20 protein-coding genes, 1 other RNA gene and 1 pseudogene are annotated in these 20,596 nt (G+C 66.9%); 15 read left to right on the top strand and 7 right to left on the bottom strand.

Going from position 1 to position 20,596, the window contains the following annotated elements; translation table 11 throughout:
• Positions 1-10 precede the first annotated feature (10 nt).
• The 3 genes from BDD18_RS07005 to dapF all read right to left on the bottom strand — a co-directional run bounded on the left by BDD18_RS07005 (position 11) and on the right by dapF (position 2,735).
• Positions 11-982, bottom strand: a complete 972-nt coding sequence (locus tag BDD18_RS07005) for a tyrosine recombinase XerC (protein WP_142082106.1) — start codon at positions 980-982, stop codon at positions 11-13.
• A 173-nt stretch (positions 983-1,155) separates the two neighbouring features.
• Positions 1,156-1,848, bottom strand: coding sequence for a DUF484 family protein (locus BDD18_RS07010; protein WP_044397717.1), 693 nt, complete (start codon positions 1,846-1,848; stop codon positions 1,156-1,158).
• The gene (gene dapF, locus BDD18_RS07015; RefSeq protein ID WP_142082109.1) at positions 1,845-2,735 is read right to left on the bottom strand and encodes a diaminopimelate epimerase; all 891 of its coding nucleotides are present in this window, start codon (positions 2,733-2,735) and stop codon (positions 1,845-1,847) included. Before dapF ends, BDD18_RS07010 begins: the two co-directional genes overlap by 4 nt.
• A 94-nt stretch (positions 2,736-2,829) precedes the next feature.
• Between dapF and BDD18_RS07020 the strand changes: the two genes are divergently transcribed.
• Positions 2,830-3,534, top strand: a complete 705-nt coding sequence (locus BDD18_RS07020) for a glutathione S-transferase N-terminal domain-containing protein (RefSeq protein WP_142082111.1) — start codon at positions 2,830-2,832, stop codon at positions 3,532-3,534.
• Positions 3,535-3,648: 114 nt separating this feature from the next.
• Here BDD18_RS07020 and tnpA read toward each other — a convergent pair whose 3' ends face one another.
• On the bottom strand, positions 3,649-4,080 hold the full coding sequence (tnpA, locus tag BDD18_RS07025) for an IS200/IS605 family transposase (protein ID WP_026437438.1): 432 nt from the start codon (positions 4,078-4,080) through the stop codon (positions 3,649-3,651).
• A 230-nt stretch (positions 4,081-4,310) separates the two neighbouring features.
• On the opposite strand from tnpA, the gene BDD18_RS07030 reads away from it, so the two are divergent.
• Positions 4,311-4,508 (top strand): hypothetical protein, encoded by a 198-nt coding sequence (locus BDD18_RS07030; protein WP_066783013.1) that lies wholly within the window; start codon positions 4,311-4,313, stop codon positions 4,506-4,508.
• Positions 4,509-4,535: 27 nt separating this feature from the next.
• Here BDD18_RS07030 and BDD18_RS07035 read toward each other — a convergent pair.
• Together BDD18_RS07035 and BDD18_RS07040 are read right to left on the bottom strand one after the other, a co-directional pair.
• Positions 4,536-4,655: pseudogene (locus BDD18_RS07035) on the bottom strand (LysR family transcriptional regulator); the annotation flags it as partial.
• 75 nt (positions 4,656-4,730) lie between these two features.
• Positions 4,731-5,600: a LysR substrate-binding domain-containing protein gene (locus BDD18_RS07040; protein WP_047351092.1), complete on the bottom strand. Its 870-nt coding sequence runs from the start codon at positions 5,598-5,600 to the stop codon at positions 4,731-4,733.
• A 98-nt stretch (positions 5,601-5,698) separates the two neighbouring features.
• Between BDD18_RS07040 and BDD18_RS07045 the strand changes: the two genes are divergently transcribed.
• The 6 genes from BDD18_RS07045 (at position 5,699) to BDD18_RS07070 (ending at position 12,716) form a co-directional block, all read left to right on the top strand.
• Complete coding sequence (locus BDD18_RS07045; RefSeq protein WP_142082113.1) at positions 5,699-6,661, top strand: Bug family tripartite tricarboxylate transporter substrate binding protein; 963 nt, start codon at positions 5,699-5,701, stop codon at positions 6,659-6,661.
• A 91-nt stretch (positions 6,662-6,752) separates the two neighbouring features.
• Positions 6,753-7,505, top strand: a complete 753-nt coding sequence (locus BDD18_RS07050; protein WP_047351093.1) for a maleate cis-trans isomerase family protein — start codon at positions 6,753-6,755, stop codon at positions 7,503-7,505.
• An 80-nt stretch (positions 7,506-7,585) separates the two neighbouring features.
• Positions 7,586-9,265: an MBL fold metallo-hydrolase gene (locus tag BDD18_RS07055; RefSeq protein WP_142082115.1), complete on the top strand. Its 1,680-nt coding sequence runs from the start codon at positions 7,586-7,588 to the stop codon at positions 9,263-9,265.
• A 38-nt stretch (positions 9,266-9,303) separates the two neighbouring features.
• The gene (locus tag BDD18_RS07060; protein ID WP_142082117.1) at positions 9,304-10,089 is read left to right on the top strand and encodes an rRNA pseudouridine synthase; all 786 of its coding nucleotides are present in this window, start codon (positions 9,304-9,306) and stop codon (positions 10,087-10,089) included.
• Between the two features lie 131 nt (positions 10,090-10,220).
• The gene (locus tag BDD18_RS07065; RefSeq protein WP_142082119.1) at positions 10,221-11,492 is read left to right on the top strand and encodes a YjgN family protein; all 1,272 of its coding nucleotides are present in this window, start codon (positions 10,221-10,223) and stop codon (positions 11,490-11,492) included.
• A gap of 3 nt (positions 11,493-11,495) precedes the next feature.
• Positions 11,496-12,716, top strand: coding sequence for a M48 family metallopeptidase (locus tag BDD18_RS07070; RefSeq protein ID WP_142082122.1), 1,221 nt, complete (start codon positions 11,496-11,498; stop codon positions 12,714-12,716).
• A 64-nt stretch (positions 12,717-12,780) separates the two neighbouring features.
• Here BDD18_RS07070 and rnpB read toward each other — a convergent pair.
• An RNA gene (rnpB, locus tag BDD18_RS07075) (RNase P RNA component class A) lies at positions 12,781-13,148 on the bottom strand.
• A gap of 81 nt (positions 13,149-13,229) precedes the next feature.
• Here rnpB and BDD18_RS07080 point away from each other — a divergent pair.
• The 7 genes from BDD18_RS07080 to BDD18_RS07110 all read left to right on the top strand — a co-directional run bounded on the left by BDD18_RS07080 (position 13,230) and on the right by BDD18_RS07110 (position 20,558).
• Positions 13,230-13,832, top strand: a complete 603-nt coding sequence (locus tag BDD18_RS07080; protein ID WP_142082124.1) for a class I SAM-dependent DNA methyltransferase — start codon at positions 13,230-13,232, stop codon at positions 13,830-13,832.
• 172 nt (positions 13,833-14,004) lie between these two features.
• Positions 14,005-14,922: a cysteine synthase A gene (gene cysK, locus BDD18_RS07085; protein ID WP_142082127.1), complete on the top strand. Its 918-nt coding sequence runs from the start codon at positions 14,005-14,007 to the stop codon at positions 14,920-14,922.
• 197 nt (positions 14,923-15,119) lie between these two features.
• Positions 15,120-15,884, top strand: coding sequence for an endonuclease/exonuclease/phosphatase family protein (locus tag BDD18_RS07090; RefSeq protein ID WP_142082129.1), 765 nt, complete (start codon positions 15,120-15,122; stop codon positions 15,882-15,884).
• Positions 15,881-17,122, top strand: a complete 1,242-nt coding sequence (gene clsB, locus BDD18_RS07095; protein ID WP_066782995.1) for a cardiolipin synthase ClsB — start codon at positions 15,881-15,883, stop codon at positions 17,120-17,122. The genes BDD18_RS07090 and clsB overlap by 4 nt, the downstream gene beginning before the upstream one ends.
• Positions 17,100-18,113 (top strand): lysylphosphatidylglycerol synthase transmembrane domain-containing protein, encoded by a 1,014-nt coding sequence (locus BDD18_RS07100; RefSeq protein ID WP_142082132.1) that lies wholly within the window; start codon positions 17,100-17,102, stop codon positions 18,111-18,113. Before clsB ends, BDD18_RS07100 begins: the two co-directional genes overlap by 23 nt.
• A gap of 175 nt (positions 18,114-18,288) precedes the next feature.
• Positions 18,289-20,013: an NAD(P)/FAD-dependent oxidoreductase gene (locus BDD18_RS07105; protein ID WP_142082134.1), complete on the top strand. Its 1,725-nt coding sequence runs from the start codon at positions 18,289-18,291 to the stop codon at positions 20,011-20,013.
• Positions 20,010-20,558, top strand: coding sequence for a VUT family protein (locus tag BDD18_RS07110; RefSeq protein ID WP_142082136.1), 549 nt, complete (start codon positions 20,010-20,012; stop codon positions 20,556-20,558). The genes BDD18_RS07105 and BDD18_RS07110 overlap by 4 nt, the downstream gene beginning before the upstream one ends.
• Positions 20,559-20,596 lie beyond the last annotated feature (38 nt).

Below are 20,596 nucleotides of genomic sequence, written 5' to 3' on the forward strand. Positions count from 1 at the left end.
GCGCCAGGCTTCAGGGCTTTTTGCGCGCCCGCGGGTGGGCTGCGTCGTATACCTTGGCCAAGTGCTGAAAATCGAGCCGCGTGTAGACCTGTGTGGTAGTGATGTTGGCGTGGCCCAGCAACTCCTGCACCGCCCGTAAATCACTGCTGGACTGCAGCACATGGCTGGCAAACGAATGGCGCAGCATGTGCGGGTGCACCGGGGTGGTCAGCCCCGCGAGCTGGCTGCGCTGGCGCAGCCGCAGCCACACCGATTGCGCCGTGAGCCGCTTGCCGCGCTGGCCCACAAACAAGGCCCCATCGAGCCGGGCTGAGGAGGCCCCAAACGGCTGCGCGCGTAGCGCCAGCCAGGCCTGCAGCGCCTGCACCGCCGCACGGCCCACAGGCACGCTGCGGCGCTTGCTGCCTTTGCCAAACACATGGGCTTCGCCCGCCTGCAGATCGACCCAGCCACGGCCTTCGCGCTCGGCTTGCGGGCTGGCCACGGCGTCCAGCCCCACCAGCTCGCCCACACGCAGGCCGCAGCCGTAGAGCAGCTCGACCATGGCCGCGTCACGCGCCTCCAGCCAGGGGTCGGCTCCGGTGTTTTCGTAATCGGCCAGGCGCACCGCATCGTCCACGCCCAGGGCCTTGGGCAGCGGCTTGGGCGCCTTGGGCGCGCGCACGTCCTGCACCGGGTTGTGCGCGACCAGGCCCTGGCGCCCGGCCCAGGTGTAAAACCCGCGCCAGCCCGACAGAATCAGCGCAATACCCCGCCCGCTGCGCCCGCCGCTGTGCATCTGCGCCACAAAGCGGCGAATGTGCGCACTGGTGAGTTGCAGCAACGGCAGATTCACCCCCGCCGCAAACTGCGCGAGCTTTTCCAGGTCCAGCGTGTACAGCGTGAGCGTGCGCGCCGCCAGCCGCTTTTCCACCCGCACATGCTCCAGGTAGCGCAGAACGTGCGGATCGGTGGGCAGCAAAGCAACCAGGGCGTCGGGCATGGGGATTTAGAAGGCCCTGAGCGCAGGTCCCGAGGTGTCCGTGCACCCACTGTGGCGCAGCGTGCGCAACCGGCGCGGCCCCGGACCAGTGCCACCGTGGAGCCGGCTTTGCCGGTCCAGGGGTGGCGTCCCCCCCTTGGGGGGGGAAGACGCGAAGCGGCTCAGGGGGGGCGTCACTTCAACCGCACCAGCGCCGCGCTGGCCAGCTCCGCAATGCGTGAGAGGAATTCCGTGCCCATGGTGGCGTCAAAGCGCTGCGGGTCGGGCGAGCCCAGCACCAGCAGGCCAAACGCTGGCGTGGCGCTGTCGATGGCGCCTTCGCGCAGCGGCAGCAGGGCCAGCGACTGGGCGGGCTCGCCTGCCTCCTGTGCCAGCCAGCCCGCAGGCTCAAAGCCCAGGTTGGGGCCGCAAAACGGCATGGTCAGCGACGAGGCAAATGCCCGCGCGTCTTCGCTCGCGCCTTGCGTGAAGTCGGCGTCGATATAGGGGCCAGCCACCGTCCACACACGCACGGCCGCCTGGGGCACGTCGAACAGGGTGCGGATGCCGCTGACCACCGCCTCGGGCAGGTCAAACGGGTCCTTCACGCGCAGCAAGGCGCTGGTCCACTGGTGCACCTTGGTGGCAATGGCGGTGTTGTCGTTGCTGTTGCGCACCATGTCCATGATGCGGTGCTCCAGCCCCTTGATCTTCTCGCGCAGCATCTCGGCCTGGCGCTCTTGCAGGCTCACGGCGCGCTGGCCGTGGGGGCTGGTGATCTGCACGCTGGCCAACACCTCGGCATGGCGTTCAAAGAAGCCGGGGGTGTTGGTCAGAAAGTTGGCGATGTCTTCTTCGGTGATCGGGGGAACGTGGGTGCTGGTCATAGGTGGTCTGGGATGTCGATCTGGCCTTCGAACACGGTGGTGGCCGGGCCGGTCATGTAAAGGGTGTCGGTGTCCTGGCCCGTCCAGGCGATGGTGAGGCGGCCGCCGCGCATGTCCACATGCACTTCGTTGTCGAGCAGCCCCAGGCGAATGCCGGCCGCTACAGCCGCGCAGGCGCCCGTGCCGCAGGCCAGCGTTTCGCCCGTGCCGCGCTCGAACACGCGCAGGCGCACGTGGTTGCGGCCCACCACCTGCATAAAGCCCGCATTCACACGCTGCGGAAAGCGCGGGTGCCGCTCCACCAGGGGGCCCCAAAGGGCCACCGGGGCGGTGTCCACATCGTCCACCAGCTGCACGGCGTGGGGGTTGCCCATGGACACCACCACTACCAAAACTGTAGCTGGTTGCGCAGGCACATCAAGCGCTAGCGGCCATTTTTGCCCTGAACCTTGCGCCACCGGCTGCAGGCCGGTGGTGTCAAAGGGCACGCGGGCAGGCTCCAGCACGGGGCGGCCCATGTCCACGGTGACTCGGCCATCGGGCGTGAGGCGGGGGGCGATGACGCCGCTGAGCGTTTGCACGCGGATGGTGTCCTTGTCCGTCAGACCCTTGTCGCGCACGTAGCGGGCAAAGCAGCGCGAGCCGTTGCCGCACTGCTCCACCTCGCCGCCATCGGCGTTGTGGATCACGTATTCGAAATCGATGCCTTCAGCGGCAGCATCTGCGGTGGGTCGGCGCACGGTGAGGATCTGGTCCGCGCCCACGCCAAAGTGGCGGTCAGCCAGGTAGCGGTAGTGCGCAGGCGTCAGGCCCAGGCGGCCCTGGGTTTCGTCCAGCACGACAAAGTCGTTGCCAGCGCCCTGCATTTTGGTGAAGCGAATCTGCATGGGACGGGATTATGGCCCCGCCCCTGCGCCAAACCGCGTGCGGGCGTACGCTTGGCAGCTTCTCTCGATTCCACCGGCTTTTCAGGAACCTCGCATGACCGATCTTTCCGCTTTTGCCATCACCCGCAAATGGCCCGCCCGGCACCCGGACCGCATCCAGCTGTATTCCCTGCCCACGCCCAACGGCGTGAAGGTGTCGATAGCGCTGGAAGAACTGGGCCTGCCCTACGAGCCCCATCTGGTGAGCTTTGAGACCAACGACCAGACCACGCCCGAATTCCTCTCGCTCAACCCCAACAACAAGATCCCAGCCATCCTGGACCCGAACGGCCCGGACGGCCAGCCGTTGGCGCTGTTCGAGTCCGGTGCCATCCTGCTGTACCTGGCCAGCAAGACCGGCCAATTGATGCCACAGGACACCGCCGGGCGCTTCGAAACCCTGCAGTGGGTGATGTGGCAGATGGGCGGCGTGGGCCCCATGTTTGGCCAGCTCGGCTTTTTCCACAAATTTGCGGGCAAGGACTACGAAGACAAACGCCCGCGCGACCGGTATGTCGCTGAGTCGAAGCGCCTGCTCAAGGTGCTGGACGAGCGCCTGACGGGCCGCCAATGGGTGATGGGCGACCAGTACACCATCGCCGACATCGCCATCCTGCCCTGGGTGCGCAACCTGGTGGGCTTTTACGGTGCGGGCGACCTGGTGGAGTTTGACCAGTTCAAGGAGGTGCAGCGCGTGCTCGCCGCCTTTGTGGCACGTCCGGCGGTGGCCCGGGGGCTGGCCATTCCGGCACGCGGCTGACGGGTAACCATCCCCCGGCAAAGCCGGGGGCATTCGGGATGTGAGCCGCTCAAAGCGGCTGTAAGGGGTCGCTAACGCGGCCCCTCATTCTTGGGGCCACCTATCGGTGGCTACTCACCTCCATAGACCGAGTTGGTCCAACCTCTCGTCTTCCTTCTCCTGGTTTCGGATGTACTCCCGTATCACCGCTTCGTCGCGTCCCACCGTCGAGACGAAGTACCCTCGCGCCCAGAAGTGCTGACCCACGAAGTTGCGCTTTCGCTCTCCGTACACCCGCGCAAGGTGGATTGCGCTCTTGCCTTTGATAAAGCCCACCACCTGCGACACCGAGTACTTCGGTGGGATCGACAGCATCATGTGCACGTGATCGGGCATCAGATGCCCCTCTTCAACCCTGCATTCCTTTTGCGCGGCCAACTTTCTGAATACCTCACCCAGGTGTTCGCGTAGCTGCTTGTACAGCGTTCGCCTTCGACACTTGGGGATGAAGACCACGTGATATTTGCAATCCCAGGCCGTGTGACTCAAACTTTCATACTTGTCCATCGTGTTTCTTCCTTTCGTTTGCTTGGCGGCTCACGATTGAAAGTCTCTACGGTGGACAACCTCCTGAAAAGTCAAACTTCTACTGCCTCCCCGGCAGAGCCGGGGGGCCTCCTTTTGGTAGCTAGGGCGCCGGGTTTCTCATCCGCCCTTGATCTTGATCATGCCGCGCAGCCCGGCACCCGGGCGCCACGCATCTACCATGAGCCTCCTCAAAAAACAGGGAGCACCCCATGGGATTGACCGTTGATGTTCTTCAGGATCTGGAGCTGCACGACCTGCAGGCTGCCGCCCGCGCAGCGCTGCAGGAAACCAACGCCATCGCGCTGATCGAGTTGCTCGAAATGCTATGGAGCTGCGATGTGGAGGGCGCCAACGCCGTCATCGACGCGGTGCTGCTTCGCTTGCAGCAGCTGCGTGGATTGCGCTGAGAACCAGTCCACCAGCCCGCAAGACGGTCAGCCCAAACGCTCCTGCAAGAAAACCAGAAAACACGTGATGCGTGCCGCCAGCTGCGTGTTGCGGTAGTACGCCGCGCTGATGGACTGGCGCACGTCCATCGTGTCCTTGGCCAGCAGGCACCAGGCCCCCACAGTGGACCAATGCGGACGCAGGGTCCATCCCGAAGGTCGGGCTGCCTCTAGCCTCCCCTCTCAGTCAGCCATCACCCGCACGAACGCCGGCACCACACCCAGCAGGTCGTCGCGCCGCTGCACCGCATGCACATCGGCGCGCGGCGCTTTGGCGCCCAGGGGCTTGAACACCACGCGCGGCCCGAACAGCATGCCCAGGGACGACGGCACCAGGGCCACGCCCAGCCCGGCCGCCACCAGGCTCAGCACAGCCGCCAGCTCCACCGTGGTCTGCGCCACCCGGGGCGCAAAGCCCGCCTGCACGCAGCACTGCACCATGTGCTCGGCATGGGCTGATGAATCGCGGCGCAGCATCACAAAGGCCTCGCTGCGCAGGTCCTTCAAGGCCAGCGCCTTGCGCGCCGCCAGCGGGTGGCCGGGCGGCAGGGCCGCCACCACAGGGTCGGGCCACAGCAGGGTGCTGGCGAGCTGGTCGTCGTTGACGGCCGTGCGCGAGATGCCCACATCGATGCGTTTGTCGCGCAGGGCCGCCTGCTGCAGCGAAGGCTGCATCTCGTGCAGCACCACATCCACGCCCGGATGGCTTTGTCGGTAGCGCGCCAGCGCCGCCGGAAACGGCCCGAGGAAATGCGAGCCAGACAGTCCCACTTCAATGCGCCCCGCCTGCCCCTGGCCGATGGCCGCCACACGCTGGCGCGCCGTGTCCAGCCGCTCCAGCACCGCGCGTGCATCCACCAGATAGGCCTGGCCTGCCAGCGTCAGCTCCACGCGCCGGCTGGTGCGCACGAACAGCTGGGCGCCCAGTTCCTGTTCCAGCTGGGCGATCTGCAGACTCAGCGGCGGCTGCGAGACATGCAGGCGCTGCGCGGCGCGTGTGAAGCTCAGCTCTTCCGCCAGGGCGACGAAGTAACGCAGATGGCGCAGTTCCATTGATACTTTTCAGGTCTTGATCAAGACCAACAATATATTGGACTGTTGATTCGCTTGTTTCCACAATACCCTCACTACAACATCTGGTGGAGACAAACATGACGATCAAGCACAGCCTGCTGGCTGCCACGCTGGCCCTCTCGGGCCTGGCCATGGCGCAAGACAACTACCCCAGCAAGGCCATCACGCTCACCGTGCCCAACCCGCCTGGCGGTGTGGTGGACACCTCGGCCCGCCTGCTCAACGAGCCGCTGGCCCGTGTGATCGGCCAGCCGGTGGTGATCGACAACAAGGCGGGCGGCAGCGGCAACGTGGCCTATGGCGCCGTGGCCCGCGCCAAGCCCGACGGCCACAACCTGCTGATCTCGTACTCGGCCTACCACGTGGGCAACCCGGCCCTCACCCCCAGCCTGCCCTGGGAGGCCAAGGACTTCGCCCCCGTCGCGCTGCTCACCGTGGCCACCAACGTGATTGCAGCCCACCCCTCGGTGCCAGCCAACAACCTCAAGGAATTCATCGCCTACCTCAAGGCCAACCCGGGCAAGGTGAACTACGCCTCGCAGGGCAACGGCTCGCTCTCGCACATCGGCACCGAGATCTTCAAGCAGCAAAGCGGCACCTTCATGACCCACATCCCCTACCGTGGCTCGGGCCCAGCGGTGGCCGATGTGCTGGCGGGCCAGGTGCAGGTGTTCATCACCACGCCACCGTCGGTCATGCAGCATGTGGTCAGCGGCAAGCTCAAGGCCTTTGCCGTCACCGGTACCAAGCGCCACCCGGGCCTGCCCAACGTGCCCACCGTGGCCGAGGCCGGCATGCCCGACTTCAAGCTCGAGGCCTGGGTGGGCCTGTTCGCCCCGGCCGCCACGCCACCCGCCGTGGTGGCCAAGCTCACGGCCGATGTGAAGAAGGCGCTGGACATGCCCGAGACGCGCCAGCGCGCCGACGCTGCCGGCATCGAACTGCGCTACCTGCCGCCCGACGCCCTCGGTGAGCTGGTGAAGACCGAAACCGCCTACTGGGCCAAGACCATCAAGGCCGCCGGTATCAAGGCCGACTGACCGGCCCACAGACATCCCCTGCGCGATCCATTCCCGGCGCTCCGCGCGCCGGGCGGGCCGCGCTTTGCCCATCCATTCCTGAAAGACCACCATGCAACGCACCTACCGCATCGGGCAGATCGTGCCCAGCTCCAACACCACAATGGAGACCGAGATACCGGCCATGCTGCGCGCCCGCGAGCAGATCCTGCCCGAACGCTTCAGCTTCCACGCCAGCCGCATGCGCATGCAGAAGGTCACCAAGGAAGAGCTGGCTGCAATGGACCGCGACTCCGACCGCTGCGCACTGGAGCTGTCGGACGGCAAGATGGACGTGATGGGCTATGCCTGCCTCGTGGCCATCATGAGCATGGGCCTGGGCTACCACCGCGCATCCGAAAAGCGGCTGCATGAGGTCACCGTGGCCAATGGCAAGCCCGCGCCGGTGGTGTCCAGCGCAGGGGCGCTGGTCGAAGGCCTCAAGGCCATGGGCGCCAAGAAGGTCTCGGTGCTCACGCCGTACATGAAGCCGCTCACGCAACTGGTGGTGGACTACATCGAGCACGAGGGCATTGCCGTGCACGACAGCCTGTCGCTGGAAATTGCCGACAACCTGCAGGTGGGCGCGCAGGACCCCGCCGCCCCGGCCCAGCTGGTGCAACGGCTGGACACGCGCGGCGTGGACGTGGTGGTGATCTCGGCCTGCGTCCAGATGCCCTCGCTGGCGTCGGTGCAGATGGCACAGGACCAGTTGGGCATTCCTGTCGTGTCCGCTGCAGCCTGCACAACCTGGGCGATGCTCAAGCGCCTGGGGCTGGAAACGCGGGTACCCAACGCAGGGGCCCTGCTCTCTGGCGCCTACTGACCTCGCCAAAGGCAAGAGGCCGGTCCGGTGCCGAAAGCAGCTGGCGGGCAGGCTGCAGGGCAACACCGGATAATGGCCCCATGCCACGCACCAGCCAGCACCTGCACCCCTCCCGCGAGCCCGTGAGCCCTTTGCACGCAGCCACCGTGCTGCTGATGCGCGATGCCTCGCCGGGCGGCGATCTTGAAGTTTTGATGACCCGGCGCTCTGGCAAAGCCAGCTTTGCGCCGGGGGCGTATGTCTTCCCCGGCGGGGGCATCGACGAGGCAGACCGCCTGGCCCACCCGGTGGCCGACCGGCGCCCCACGCAAAGCGACGAACACCTCACCCAGGCCATTGCGGCCATTCGCGAGAGCTTTGAAGAGCTGGGCATTTTGCTGGCGCGCCATGCCAGCGGCCCCCGCCAAGGCCAGATGGCCGACGCGCAAGACATTGCCGCGCTGGACCGCCACCAGCCCTTTGCCGAGCAATGCAGCGCCCGCGGCCTGCGCCTGGCCGCCGACAGCGTGTTCCTGCTGGCCCACTGGACGGCCGACCGCGACCTGCCCCGGCGCTTTGCCGTGCCCTTCCTGGTGGCGCGCATGCCCGAGGGGCAAGAGCCCGTGGCCGACGAAACCGAGCAGTTTGAGCCCGTGTGGGTGCGCCCGGCCGACGCACTGGCGCGGCACGAGGCAGGCCAGTTCTTCATGATCTTCCCGACCATCCGCACCCTGCAGTGGCTGGCCCGCTTTGCCAATACCGACGCCGTGCTGGCCGCCCTGGCGCACGAAAAGCCGCTGTGGACCAGCTGCCCCCGCGCCGGGCTGCTGGGCGGCAAGGAAGCGCACTACATGGAAGGCGATGCCCCCTTCGGCGAACTGGCCCTGGTGTGCCCCGATGGCCAGATCGCCCACCCGCTGGACTGGCAGAGCGAGCGGCCCGTGCCGCTGCTCAAGAACGTGCAGCGCCTCACCGCCCCCAATTCGGGCGTGATGACCGGCCCCGGCACCAACAGCTACCTGGTGGGCGAACCGGGCACCGGTTTCATCGCCATCGACCCCGGCCCGGCCGACCCCGACCACCTGGAAAAGCTGTGGCGCGCTGCGGGCGGCGATATCCGCATGATCGTGTGCACCCACTCGCATCCCGACCATTCCCCTGGTGCAGCCCCGCTGCAAGCGATGTGCGAACGCGCGGGCCGGGCCAAGCCGCCCATTTTGGGCCTGCCATCGGCCCCCACCGCGCGGGTGGTGAGCCAGTTCACGCCCGACAGGGCGCTACAAAATAATGAGCTGCTGGCGCTTTCTGGTAAAGCGCTAGAAGGCGAAATCACCCATACCCTGCAAGTGGTGCACACCCCCGGCCACGCAGCCAACCACCTGTGCCTGATCCTGCGCGAAGATGGCCTGCTGTTCAGCGGAGACCACATCCTCAACGGCAGCACCACCGTGATCGACCCGCCCGACGGCAATATGGCCGACTACCTCGACTCGCTCGACCGGCTCGATGCCCTGTGCGCCGAACACGACGTGCAATTCATCCTGCCCGCACACGGCTATGTGCTGGACAATGCGCGGGGCGCCATCGCGCAGCTCAAAGCCCACCGCCTGGCGCGCGAAGCGAAAGTGCTGGCCGCCATGCAAGCCCTGCCCGACGGCACGCCCGAAGACTGGGTGCGCCACGCCTACAGCGATGTGCCCCCGCGCATGTGGCCCGTGGCCCAGCGTTCGCTGCTGGCCCATGTGGAGCGCATCCGCACCCTGCCACCGGGCAACAATTGACCCCTGCCCCCTCCACAAGAACAACGAGCCCCGCCTCCATGACCGCACCGAATCCCAACCCCAGCCACATCCGCCTTGCCAAGCGCGTGGCCGAGCAGTTGAACTGCTCGCGCAGCACCGCAGAACAGTTCATTGAGGGCGGCTTTGTGAGCGTGGACGGGCAGCTGGAAGAAGCCCCCGGCGCGCGCGTGCGCCCGGACCAGGTCGTCACCGTGGCGCCCGACGCCAGCTTGCTGGAGCTGACCCCGGTCACGCTGCTGCTGCACAAGCCTGTGGGCTTTGAAGCGGGCCTGGGCCTGCCGCAGGGCGCTGCCGCCCACGGCAGCCGCAGTCAGGGCGCGGCGCAGGCCATCACGCTGCTGAGCGCCGCATCGCACCTGCCTGAAGACGCCAGCGGCATCCGTGTGCTGCAGCGCCACTTCAAGCAGCAGGAATGTTTCACACCGCTGCCCACCGAAGCCAGCGGGCTGGTGGTCTACACGCAAGACAAGCGCATCGCGCGCAAGCTGGCGGAAGACATTGAGTCGCTGGAGCAGGAGTGCATCGTCGAGGTGGCGGGCGAGATTGCGCCCAACGGGCTGCAGCGCCTGTGCCACGGCCTGTCGTTCAACGGGCGGCCACTGCCCCCCATCAAGGTGAGTTGGCAAAACGAGACCAAACTGCGCTTTGCCTTGAAGGGCATCCGCCCCGGCCAGATTCCGGCCATGTGCGAGGCTGTGGGCCTTCGCGTGCTGGGCATCAAGCGCATCCGCATCGGGCGGGTGCCGCTGGCCAAGGTGCCTGAAGGGCAGTGGCGCTACCTGCAGCCCTGGGAAAAGTTCTGACTGCGCCCACCCCGGAGCTACCAAAACCATAGCTGCCAGCGCTTGCCACGATTGCGCCAGAGGCACTTTTCGCCTCAAGCAAACCCCTCCTGGTCGGCTGCTAAACTGCGCCCACAAAAGGGAGGGAGAGAATGCACCACAACACCCAAGGCGGCGCTGCAGAACAGCCGTCGGTTTTCATGTCTCAGAACATTGAGGCGTATCCCATGGAATTCACCGGCAGCGGCGGTGAGTACTTCCGAGTCTGGATCGTGAACGTGCTGCTGGGCATCGTCACGCTGGGGTTCTACACCCCCTGGGCGCGCCGGCGCACCGCCATGTATTTCTACGGCCACAGCCTGGTCGCCCACAGCCCGCTCGAATTCACCGCGCAGCAGCGCAAGATGGTGCTGGGCTTTGTGCTGCTGGCCCTCATTTCCATCGCCTACCAAATTGCCGCCAAAACGGGGCAGGACCTGGCCGTGGGACTGATGCTGCTGGCCGGCGCCGCGCTGGCCCCCTACCTGTGGGCCAGCGCCATGCGTTTTCGGCTGGGGGCCACGCGCTGGAAGGGGCTGCGGCTGCAGTTTTCTGCCAGCTGGAAAGAGGTGTACCTGGCCAGCTGGCCGGTGTTTGCCCTGGCGCTGGTGTGGTTTGGTGTTTTCTTTGGCATGCAGATGCTTTCGCCCGAACTGGCCCAGGCCCTCGATGGCCCGGCCGCCAGCGGTGCCCCCAAGGTCAAGCCGCAGTTCACCGCCCCCATGGGCGCCCTGCTGGGCCTGGGGCTGCTGCTGTCCATCCTGTGCTTTATCCGACTCGAATACAACTACAAAAGCCTGCTGGTGCTGCGCGCCCGCCTGGGCAACGAGCACGGGCGCTGGAAGCCCGTGTACACCGATTTCGTGACGGTGTGGCTGGCCACCGTGGCGGTGTTCATTGCCTGCGTGCTGGTGGTGTGGCTGGCCGTGACGGCGCTGGCCGGTGGCTCCATCGCCATGCTGCTGATGAGCAAGGGCGCGGGCAAGGGCAACATCTTCTGGATCATCGTGATTGCCATCGTGGGCGTCATCGGCTTCTTCTTTCTGCTGCTGCTCGCATCGGCCCCCGCCCGCGCCTACCGCGAGGCGCGCATGTTCCAGCTGCTGTGGAACAACATCGGCGTGAGCCAGATCGCGCGCTTCAAGTGCAACCTGCGCGCCGGCCGTTTTGTGCGGCTGCGCCTGAAAAACACGGTGCTGACGCTGCTGACCCTGGGCTTTTACCGCCCCTTCGCACGGGTGAGCGAATACCGCATGAAGCTCGAATCGGTCACCCTGCACATCAAGGGCGGGGCCGACCAGGTGGCGGGTGTGCTGGTGCGCCAGCAGGAAGGTGGCCTGGGCGATGCGCTGGCCGACGCCGCTGGCCTGGACCTGATTGGCTGACGCATGACCCCCACCGCAGGCCCAGAGGCCACGGCCCCCATGCTGCCCGCCCGCTGGTTTGACGGGCTCAGCAGCAAGCCCCGCCCCGTGATGGTGGTGCTGCAGGCCGGGGCCAAGGGGCCTTCGCTGCTGCTGCACCCCTTGAACGAACCGGGCGCTGCGCCCCAGGTGTTCACCCACGCCCAGGTGGGCTGGCCCGAGGCCTGGAGCGACCGCCGCCCCCAGCGCCGTGTGGTGGTGGACCTGCGCGAGCGCGGCAGCCTTGAAGTGGACGCCGTGGCCGCTTGGTACAGCGCCTGGGCGGCTGCGGGCGCCAGGCCCGGCGTGGCCCAGCGCATGCAAACGCGCTGGCCCTTGCTGCTGGGCGTGGTGGCGGTGTCCATCGTGGCGCTCGGGCTGTTCTACCGCTACGGCACCCCGTGGGCAGCGGCGCAGCTCACGCGCTGGGTGCCCTTGGGGTGGGAAACGCGCTTGTCCGGCGACTTGCTGCAGCGCCTGGACGACGGCTTTCTCAAACCCAGCAAGCTGCCCGCCGAGCGTCGCGCCCAGCTCAACGCACGCTTTGAGGCCCTGGCCCAGCAAGCCCCCCACGCCGCCCAGCGCTACGCCAGTTACCGGCCGCCACTCAAGCTGGAGTTCCGCTCTGGCATGCCTGCCAACGCCTTTGCCCTGCCCGGCGGCACGGTGGTGATGACGGACGCCATCGTCCAGGCTGCGGCCGACAAGGGCATCAGCGACGACGCACTGATAGGCGTGCTGGCCCACGAAATCGGCCATGTGGTGCACCGCCACGGCATGCGCATGGTGGTGGAACAAGGCGTGCTGAACATGGGCCTGGGGCTGGCCTTGGGCGATGTGTCGGGCGTGGTGTCCACCGGCGCCACCCTGCTCACCAGCCGCGCCTACAGCCGCAGCCACGAGCGCGAGGCCGACTGCTATGCCATCGCCCTCATGCGCCAGGCATCGTTACCCACGGCCCCCATGGGCCAGTTGCTGCTGGCGATTGCGCACGATGAGGAAGAAGAGGCCCACAAGCCCAAGGGCACCAAGCCTGCTGAATCGACCGCCCCTGCCGCCGAGCCAGCCTCTGCCCCCAAGGCCAAGGACAAAGCTGCCACCCCACGGGAGTCCAGCCCGGTGTGGTCGCTGCTCGCCTCCCACCCCGATACCGTGCAGCGCGCCACCGAGCTGCAGCAAGGGCACGCGCCGCATTGCGCGCGTTGAGCGTATTGAGCGCGCCCAAGCAAAAGGGCCGGACCGCGTTGGCAGTCCAGCCCTTGAAAATAAAGTGTGAAGCGCGCCGATAAGCCGGATTCTGTGCACCACGGTTGCCCGCAGTGTGACCGCCATTAATCTGGGCCGGGTGTCGCCACCACGGCTCGGTGCTACCTACCCGCCAGCTCTCCCCGCGGATCCACAAGGTCGAGAGAGGTCGCCCTGCTCCCGTGGCTGGCCTACTTGGTATTGCTGCGCGTAGAGATTGCCCGTTTCACCCCCAGTGGTCTACCTTGCGGCACTCCCCTGGGACTCGTCTCTGTTGCTCTGATCCTCACCTCACGGTGGGCAGCCGTTAGCTGCTACGCTGTCCTGTGCAGTCCGGACGTTCCTCCAGTGCCTGGTTTCCCAGATTGCACCAGCGGCGGTCTGGCGTGCTTCACGGCGCTGATTATCCCAGAGCATGGCGTGCGCTGCGCCGAGGGCATTGAAAATAGATGCTCCACCAGCCACCAACGAGCCATGACAGAACCCACCCACTTCGACACCGGCGCCCGCGAATGGGACCAGCGCCCCACCTCGCTGCAACTGGCTGCCGTGCCCCCGCGCCTGCTGGCGCAGGTTCCCTTCGCCGCCACCGACCGCGTGCTGGACTTTGGCGCAGGCACCGGCTTGCTGGCCACCGCCATCGCCCGGCATGTGGCGCATGTCACCGCGCTGGACAGCTCCGGCCCCATGCTGCAGGTGCTGCGCGAAAAGGGCTTTGCCAACATCACCACGCTGCAGCAGGACATCTTCGACGGCCTGCCCGAGCGCTACGACGCCATCGTGAGCTGTATGGCCATGCACCATGTGCCGGACACACGCGCGCTCCTGCAGGCCTTTGCCGACGCACTCCAGCCCGGCGGCCGCATTGCGCTGGTGGACCTGTATGCCGAGGACGGCAGCTTCCACGGCGACAACGCGGCCAAGGGCGTGCACCACTTCGGCTTTGCGCCCGATGCGCTGCAGGCACTGGCCGAGCAGGCGGGGCTGCAGGGCATTGCATTCACCGAGGTGCTGCGCATGCACCGCTCCAACGGGCGCGAATACCCGCTGTTTCTGATGACAGGGCACAAGCCCTGAGCCCGCACGCCCTTCAAAAACCATAGCACCTGCCGCTTTCTGCATGGGCGCTAGACGGTGTTTTTGCACCAAATCCGCATCTTTTTGCAGCGGCATATCCATATGCCCAGGCGGGCAGAACAAGTGGTTCAGAATGTGCGACATCTTTTCATCCCCTTCTCCAGGAGACGCCATGAGAGTCGAGAACATCCTGCAAACCATCGGCAACACGCCCCACGTTCGCATCAACCGCCTGTTTGGCCCATCGGCCAATGTGTGGGTGAAGTCCGAGCGCAGCAACCCCGGTGGCTCGGTCAAGGACCGCATTGCGCTGGCCATGGTGGAAGACGCAGAAAAATCGGGTGCGCTGCAGCCCGGCGGCACCATCATCGAGCCCACCTCGGGCAACACGGGCATTGGCCTGGCCCTGGTGGCCGCCGTCAAGGGCTACAAGCTGATTCTGGTGATGCCCGACAGCATGAGCATTGAGCGCCGCCGCCTGATGCTGGCCTACGGCGCGCAGTTTGACCTGACGCCCCGCGAAAAGGGCATGAAGGGCGCCATCGCCCGCGCCCAGGAACTGCAGGCACAAACCCCCGGCGCGTGGATTCCGCAGCAGTTTGAAAACCCCGCCAACATCGACATCCACGTGCGCACCACCGCCCAGGAAATCCTGGCCGACTTCCCCGACGGGCTGGACGCGCTCATCACCGGCGTGGGCACCGGCGGCCACCTCTCGGGCACCGCACGCGTGCTCAAGGCCAAGTTCCCGCAGCTCAAGGTGTTCGCGGTCGAGCCCACGGCATCGCCCGTGATCTCGGGCGGCGCACCGGCACCCCACCCCATCCAGGGCATTGGCGCGGGCTTCATCCCCAAGAACCTGGACACCAGCCTGCTCGACGGCGTGATCCAGGTTGAAGCCGAAGCAGCCCGTGAATACGCCCGCCGCAGCGCACGCGAAGAGGGCATGCTGGTGGGCATCTCCTCCGGGGCCACACTGGCCGCCATCGCGCAAAAGCTGCCCGAGCTGCCCGCTGGCGCCAAGGTGCTGGGTTTCAACTACGACACGGGCGAGCGCTACCTGTCGGTCGAGGGCTTCCTGCCCGCGTGATACCGCTCACGGTGCAGCAACGCACCTGAATGACCAGGGCCCTGCGGGGCCTTTGGTTTTTGCGCCACGGCAGCACACCGCCACGGCCAGCCGTCCTACACGGGTAGAGCCCCGTGGCTTCAACAATCGTTTGCACCCCTTGGCACGCCCGTAGCGCGGGCCAGCCTAGGGGCTTGTTCACAACGATTTGTTCACCCATGGCCACCCCAACGTCCCTGCCGATTGCATTCAAGGTGCTCACCGTGAATGTGCACAAAGGCTTCACCACCTTCAACCGTCGCTTCATGCTGCACGAGCTGCGCGAGGCCGTGCGCGGTGTGGCGGCAGACCTGGTGTTTTTGCAAGAGGTGCAAGGCAGCCACCAGCGCCATGCGCAGCGCGTGGCCAACTTTCCGCAGGTGCCGCATTACGAATTTCTGGCCGACACGATCTGGTCGCAATACGCCTACGGGCGCAACGCGGTGTATGACAACGGCGACCACGGCAACGCCCTGCTGTCGAAGTTTCCCATCACGCATTACGAAAACCACGACATCTCCATCCGGGGGCCGGAGCGGCGCGGCATGCTGCATTGCGTCCTGCAGCCGCCGGGCCACCACCTGCCGGTGCATGCGGTGTGTGTGCACCTGGGGCTGCAGGAATCGCACCGCCAGCAGCAGTTGCAGCGCGTGTGCGATCTGATCAACAGTTTTCCGGCCGACGAGCCCGTGGTGCTGGCGGGCGATTTCAACGACTGGCGCCACCGCGCCCACGCCGTGCTGCAGCGCGAAGCCGGTTTGCAAGAGGTGTTCGTCCATGCATTCGGCCGTGCGGTGCGCACCTTTCCGGCATCGATGCCGCTGCTGGCGCTGGACCGCATTTACGTGCGCAACGCCGCCGTGCACGCGCCACTGGAACTGCCCCGCAAACCCTGGGACCAACTCTCGGACCACGCCCCCCTGGCGGCGGAGATTCTGTTATGACCCGCCCCTTCTTTGCACCGCGCTCCTCCCGCTGGGTGCCGGGCAACCACTTCGAGTTGCTGGAAAACGGCGAGGAGTTCTTCCCCCGTGTGTTCGACGCCATTGCCCAGGCAAGGCACGAGGTGATGCTGGAGACCTTCATCCTGTTTGAAGACAAGATCGGCCAGCAACTGCACGCAGCGCTGCTGGGCGCCGCGCAACGTGGCGTGGAAGTGCATGTGCTGGTGGACGGCTTTGGCTCGCCCGACCTGTCTGAACAGTTTGTGGGCAGTCTGGTGGCCGCCGGAGTGCATTTCCGCATTTTTGACCCGGGGCGGCGCATTCTGGGCCAGCGGCTGAACGTGCTGCGGCGCATGCACCGCAAGATCGTGGTGGTGGACGGGCAGCTGGGCTTCATCGGCGGCATCAACTACTCTGCCGACCATGTGGCCGACTTCGGCCCCGAGGCCAAGCAGGACTACGCCGTACAGGTGCGCGGCCCCGTGGTGGCCCACTTGCACCACTTCACGCGCCAAGCCGTGCTGCCCAAGGCAGAACGCCAGCGCGCCCGGCAGGCGGGCGTGCTGGGGCGCCCCCATGCGGGCACGGCGCATGCCATGTTCGTCACGCGCGACAACCAACACCACACCAATGACATTGAGCGCCACTACCGCGTGGCCCTGCGTGCCGCGCGCAGCCGCGTGGTGATTGCCAATGCCTACTTCTTTCCGGGCTACCGCTTCATTCGGGAGATGCGCCGCGCTGCCAAGCGCGGTGTGGATGTGCGGTTGATCCTGCAGGGCCAGCCCGACATGCCCATCGTGCGCACGGCCGCGTCGCTGCTCTATGACCACCTGTTGCGCGCCGGGGTGCGCATTTACGAATACTGCGACCGCCCGCTGCACGGCAAGGTGGCGCTGGTGGACGAGGCCTGGGCCACCGTGGGGTCCAGCAACCTCGACCCGCTGAGCCTTTCGCTGAACCTGGAGGCCAACGTCATCATCCAGGACCGCGCCTTCAACGCGCAGCTGCACCGCCGCCTGTCGCACCTCATGAACCATAGCTGCCGCCAGGTGCAAGCTTCGCCCTCGGGGCCGTGGGAGGGGCTGCGCCTGCTGCGCAGCTATGTGGTGTTCCACCTCATGCGCTGGTTCCCCACCTGGGCCGGATGGCTGCCCCGCCATGAGCCGGTCATTACCAAGGCCAAAGCCGGTCCAGCCGCCGAGCCCACGCGCCATGCAACCCGCAGCCCTGCCTGAATTGCATCAGCGGCATGAGCGGCGGCACGGCTGGCGCAGCCTTCCGCAACGCCCGTGGTGGCCCTGGCTGACACGCGGGGCTGCCGCGGCATTCTTTGTGCTGGTGGCCGGGTTGCTGTTTCGCCAGGCCCGCACGGTGGACTGGCCCGCCGTGCTGCAGGCGTTGCGCGCCCTGCCCCCGGGCACCCTCGCCGTGGCTGGTGCGCTGGCGCTGGCCAGCCACTGCCTGTATGGCACGTTTGACCTGGTGGCGCGCCACTGCTGCGGGCACCGCCTGCGGCGCAGCACCACGCTGGGCATCGCCATGACCAGCTATGCATTCACGCTGAACCTGGGCTCGCTCGTGGGCGGGGTGGGCGTGCGCTACCGGCTGTATGCGCGGCGCGGGGTGGATGCGGGCACCATCGGCCAGGTGGTGGGCACCAGCGTATTGACCAACTGGGTGGGCTACCTGCTGCTGGCTGCCGTGCTGCCCTGGCTTTGGGCACCGCCGCCGCTGGCAGGCTGGAGTGCACCCGCATGGCAATGGCGCCTGGGCGGCGCCTTGCTGGGTTGCATTCCACTGGCTTACGGTGTGCTGTGTGCGCTGCGCGCGGGGCGCGCCGTCACGCTGCGGGGCCACGCGTTTGCGCTGCCCCGCTGGCCCGTGGCCTTGTGGCAAATGGCTGCGTCGGCCGGCAACTGGATGCTGATGGGTGCCGCGCTGTGGGCCACGCTGCAGGCGCAGGTGAGTTACCCCGCGGCCTTGGCCACCGTGTTGCTGGGCGCGGTGGCGGGGCTGGTACTGCGGGTGCCCGCTGGCCTGGGGGTTCTGGAAGCCGTGGGCGTAGCCCTGCTGACCAGCCCCAGCCTGGGGCAGGACAAGGTGCTGGCTGCCCTGCTCGCCTACCGTGCGCTGTATTACTTCGTGCCCCTGGTGCTGGCTTCGCTGGCCCTGGGTGCGGCCGAACTGCGCTGGCGCCACGGCGAAGCAGCATCTGCAAAGAATTAAGCCAAATCGGCGCGTAGCGCTTATTCCACAAGCGCAGGCAGCTATCAATTTTGATGAACCACCCCTTACCCGCATCACACCCAGATGGCCAGGGGGTGCGCCCGCCATACACCCCCGGTAAAATCACGGCCCCTCGACTTTGCCTGCCGCCCGATCGACACGGGCCCGCAAAACCATGATCCGAATCTCTGAAATCCGGCTGCCCTTCACGGTGGCCGAGGCCCCCGAGGCGCCCCTGCGCGCAGCCGTTTCGCAACTACTGGGCATGCCTGCTGGCGACATCGCGCACCTCCACGTTTTCAAGCGCAGCTTTGACGCCCGCAAGGCCGACCTGCTGGCCGTCTACATCGTCGATGTCACGCTGATCCAGCCCGAGCGCGAAGCCGCGCTGCTCGCCAGGTTCGCCAGCAACCCGCACATCCAGCCCACGCCCGACATGGCCTGGCACCCCGTGGGCCAGGCGCCGGCCGACCTGCCCCTGCGCCCGGTGGTGGTGGGCTTTGGCCCCTGCGGCATCTTTGCCGCGCTGGTGCTGGCGCAAATGGGCTTCAAGCCCATCGTGCTGGAACGCGGCAAGACCGTGCGCGAGCGCACCAAAGACACCTGGGGCCTGTGGCGCAAGCGCGCGCTCAACCCCGAGAGCAACGTGCAGTTTGGCGAGGGCGGCGCTGGCACCTTCTCGGACGGCAAGCTCTACAGCCAGATCAAAGACCCGCGCCACCTGGGCCGCAAGGTGATGAACGAGTTCGTCAAAGCCGGCGCACCCGAAGAAATCCTGTACGTCGCCCACCCGCACATCGGTACCTTCAAGCTGGTGAAGGTGGTGGAGAACCTGCGCGAGCAGATCATTGCGCTGGGCGGCGAGATCCGCTTTGAGCAGCGCGTGACGGACGTGATCGTCGAGAACGATGCCCAAGGCCAGCGCCACCTGCGCGGCCTGAAAGTGCTGAACCAGGCCACGGGCGAAACCACCGAGCTCGCTGCCTCCCATGTGGTGATGGCGCTGGGCCACAGCTCGCGCGACACCTTTGCCATGCTGTACGAGCGCGGCGTGGCCATGGAGGCCAAGCCGTTTTCCATCGGCTTTCGCATCGAGCACCCACAAAGCGTGATCGACCGCGCCCGCTGGGGCCGCCACGCGGGCCACCCGCTGCTGGGCGCGGCCGACTACAAGCTGGTACACCACGCGCAGAACGGCCGTGCGGTCTACAGCTTCTGCATGTGCCCCGGAGGCACGGTGGTGGCCGCCACCAGCGAGCCGAACCGCGTGGTGACCAACGGTATGAGCCAGTACTCACGCAACGAACGCAACGCCAACGCGGGCATGGTGGTGGGCATTGACCCGCGCGACTATCCGCACGACCCCGCTGCGTTCGAGGCCCACCTGGGCCAGACCTATGGCGTGGAGGCGCTGCCTGCCGGGCAGTTCCACCCGCTGTCGGGCAGCGTGCTGCAGCGCCAGCTCGAATCCAACGCCTTTGTGCTGGGCGGGCGCGACTACAGCGCGCCGGGCCAGCTGGTGGGCGAGTTCATTGCGGGCAAGCCGTCCACCCAACTGGGCGGTGTGGAGCCTTCATACAAGCCCGGCGTGGCCCTGGGTGACCTGCACGCCGCCTTGCCTGGCTACGCCATCGAGGCCATGCGCGAAGCCCTGCCCGCGTTTGGCCGCAAGATCAAGGGCTTTGACATGCACGACGCGGTGCTGACGGGGGTGGAAACACGCACGTCCTCGCCACTCAAGATCCCGCGGGGCGATAACCTGCAAAGCCTGAACACCGCCGGTCTGTACCCGGCGGGTGAAGGCGCCAGCTACGCGGGCGGCATCTTGTCGGCCGGGGTGGACGGCATCAAGGTAGGTGAAGCCGTGGCGCGCAGTCTGCTGGGCACAGGTGCCGCATGACAGTCGCGCCCCTGCAACGCCCCAGCAAGGCACAGTTTGCCACCGCCGCACTGGCCATGGCGGTGGTGGTGCTGGCCTCCAACATCCTGGTGCAGTTCCCCATCAACGACTGGCTGACCTGGGGCGCCATCACCTACCCGGTGGCCTTCCTGGTGAGCGAGCTGGTCAACCGCGCCCATGGGCCAGCGCAGGCCCGGCGCGTGGCCTGGGTGGGGTTTGCCGCAGCCGTGGCGGCATCGCTGGTGCTGGCACCCGCGCGCATTGCCGTAGCCTCAGGCACCGCCTTTTTGCTGTCGCAATGGCTGGACATTGGTGTGTTTGACCGGTTGCGGCATGCCACCTGGTGGCGCGCTCCGCTGGTGGCCACCTTGCTGGCTGCGGTGCTGGACACCGCCGTGTTCTGGAGCATTGCCTTTGCGGGCACCGAGGACCCCTGGGTGACCTGGGCACTGGGCGACCTGGCCGTGAAGCTGGCACTGGGCGTGGCGCTGCTGCTGCCGTTTCGCCTGTTCATCGGCCGCCAGCTGGCACAGCGCGCCGCCTGACGGGCCACCGCGCCGCGTTCACGCGGACGTGGCTGCGG

Origin of the sequence: Acidovorax temperans, assembly GCF_006716905.1 — a bacterium.
GTDB classification, from domain to species: Bacteria; Pseudomonadota; Gammaproteobacteria; order Burkholderiales; family Burkholderiaceae_C; genus Acidovorax; species Acidovorax temperans.

Bases quoted from the DNA above. Each gene is read 5' to 3' on its own strand.
- BDD18_RS07005 (WP_142082106.1), bottom strand. From the start codon at position 982: ATGCCCGACGCCCTGGTTGCTTTGCTGCCCACCGATCCGCACGTTCTG.
- BDD18_RS07010 (WP_044397717.1), bottom strand. From the start codon at position 1,848: ATGACCAGCACCCACGTTCCCCCGATCACCGAAGAAGACATCGCCAAC.
- dapF (WP_142082109.1), bottom strand. From the start codon at position 2,735: ATGCAGATTCGCTTCACCAAAATGCAGGGCGCTGGCAACGACTTTGTC.
- BDD18_RS07020 (WP_142082111.1), top strand. From the start codon at position 2,830: ATGACCGATCTTTCCGCTTTTGCCATCACCCGCAAATGGCCCGCCCGG.
- tnpA (WP_026437438.1), bottom strand. From the start codon at position 4,080: ATGGACAAGTATGAAAGTTTGAGTCACACGGCCTGGGATTGCAAATAT.
- BDD18_RS07030 (WP_066783013.1), top strand. From the start codon at position 4,311: ATGGGATTGACCGTTGATGTTCTTCAGGATCTGGAGCTGCACGACCTG.
- BDD18_RS07040 (WP_047351092.1), bottom strand. From the start codon at position 5,600: ATGGAACTGCGCCATCTGCGTTACTTCGTCGCCCTGGCGGAAGAGCTG.
- BDD18_RS07045 (WP_142082113.1), top strand. From the start codon at position 5,699: ATGACGATCAAGCACAGCCTGCTGGCTGCCACGCTGGCCCTCTCGGGC.
- BDD18_RS07050 (WP_047351093.1), top strand. From the start codon at position 6,753: ATGCAACGCACCTACCGCATCGGGCAGATCGTGCCCAGCTCCAACACC.
- BDD18_RS07055 (WP_142082115.1), top strand. From the start codon at position 7,586: ATGCCACGCACCAGCCAGCACCTGCACCCCTCCCGCGAGCCCGTGAGC.
- BDD18_RS07060 (WP_142082117.1), top strand. From the start codon at position 9,304: ATGACCGCACCGAATCCCAACCCCAGCCACATCCGCCTTGCCAAGCGC.
- BDD18_RS07065 (WP_142082119.1), top strand. From the start codon at position 10,221: ATGCACCACAACACCCAAGGCGGCGCTGCAGAACAGCCGTCGGTTTTC.
- BDD18_RS07070 (WP_142082122.1), top strand. From the start codon at position 11,496: ATGACCCCCACCGCAGGCCCAGAGGCCACGGCCCCCATGCTGCCCGCC.
- BDD18_RS07080 (WP_142082124.1), top strand. From the start codon at position 13,230: ATGACAGAACCCACCCACTTCGACACCGGCGCCCGCGAATGGGACCAG.
- cysK (WP_142082127.1), top strand. From the start codon at position 14,005: ATGAGAGTCGAGAACATCCTGCAAACCATCGGCAACACGCCCCACGTT.
- BDD18_RS07090 (WP_142082129.1), top strand. From the start codon at position 15,120: ATGGCCACCCCAACGTCCCTGCCGATTGCATTCAAGGTGCTCACCGTG.
- clsB (WP_066782995.1), top strand. From the start codon at position 15,881: ATGACCCGCCCCTTCTTTGCACCGCGCTCCTCCCGCTGGGTGCCGGGC.
- BDD18_RS07100 (WP_142082132.1), top strand. From the start codon at position 17,100: ATGCAACCCGCAGCCCTGCCTGAATTGCATCAGCGGCATGAGCGGCGG.
- BDD18_RS07105 (WP_142082134.1), top strand. From the start codon at position 18,289: ATGATCCGAATCTCTGAAATCCGGCTGCCCTTCACGGTGGCCGAGGCC.
- BDD18_RS07110 (WP_142082136.1), top strand. From the start codon at position 20,010: ATGACAGTCGCGCCCCTGCAACGCCCCAGCAAGGCACAGTTTGCCACC.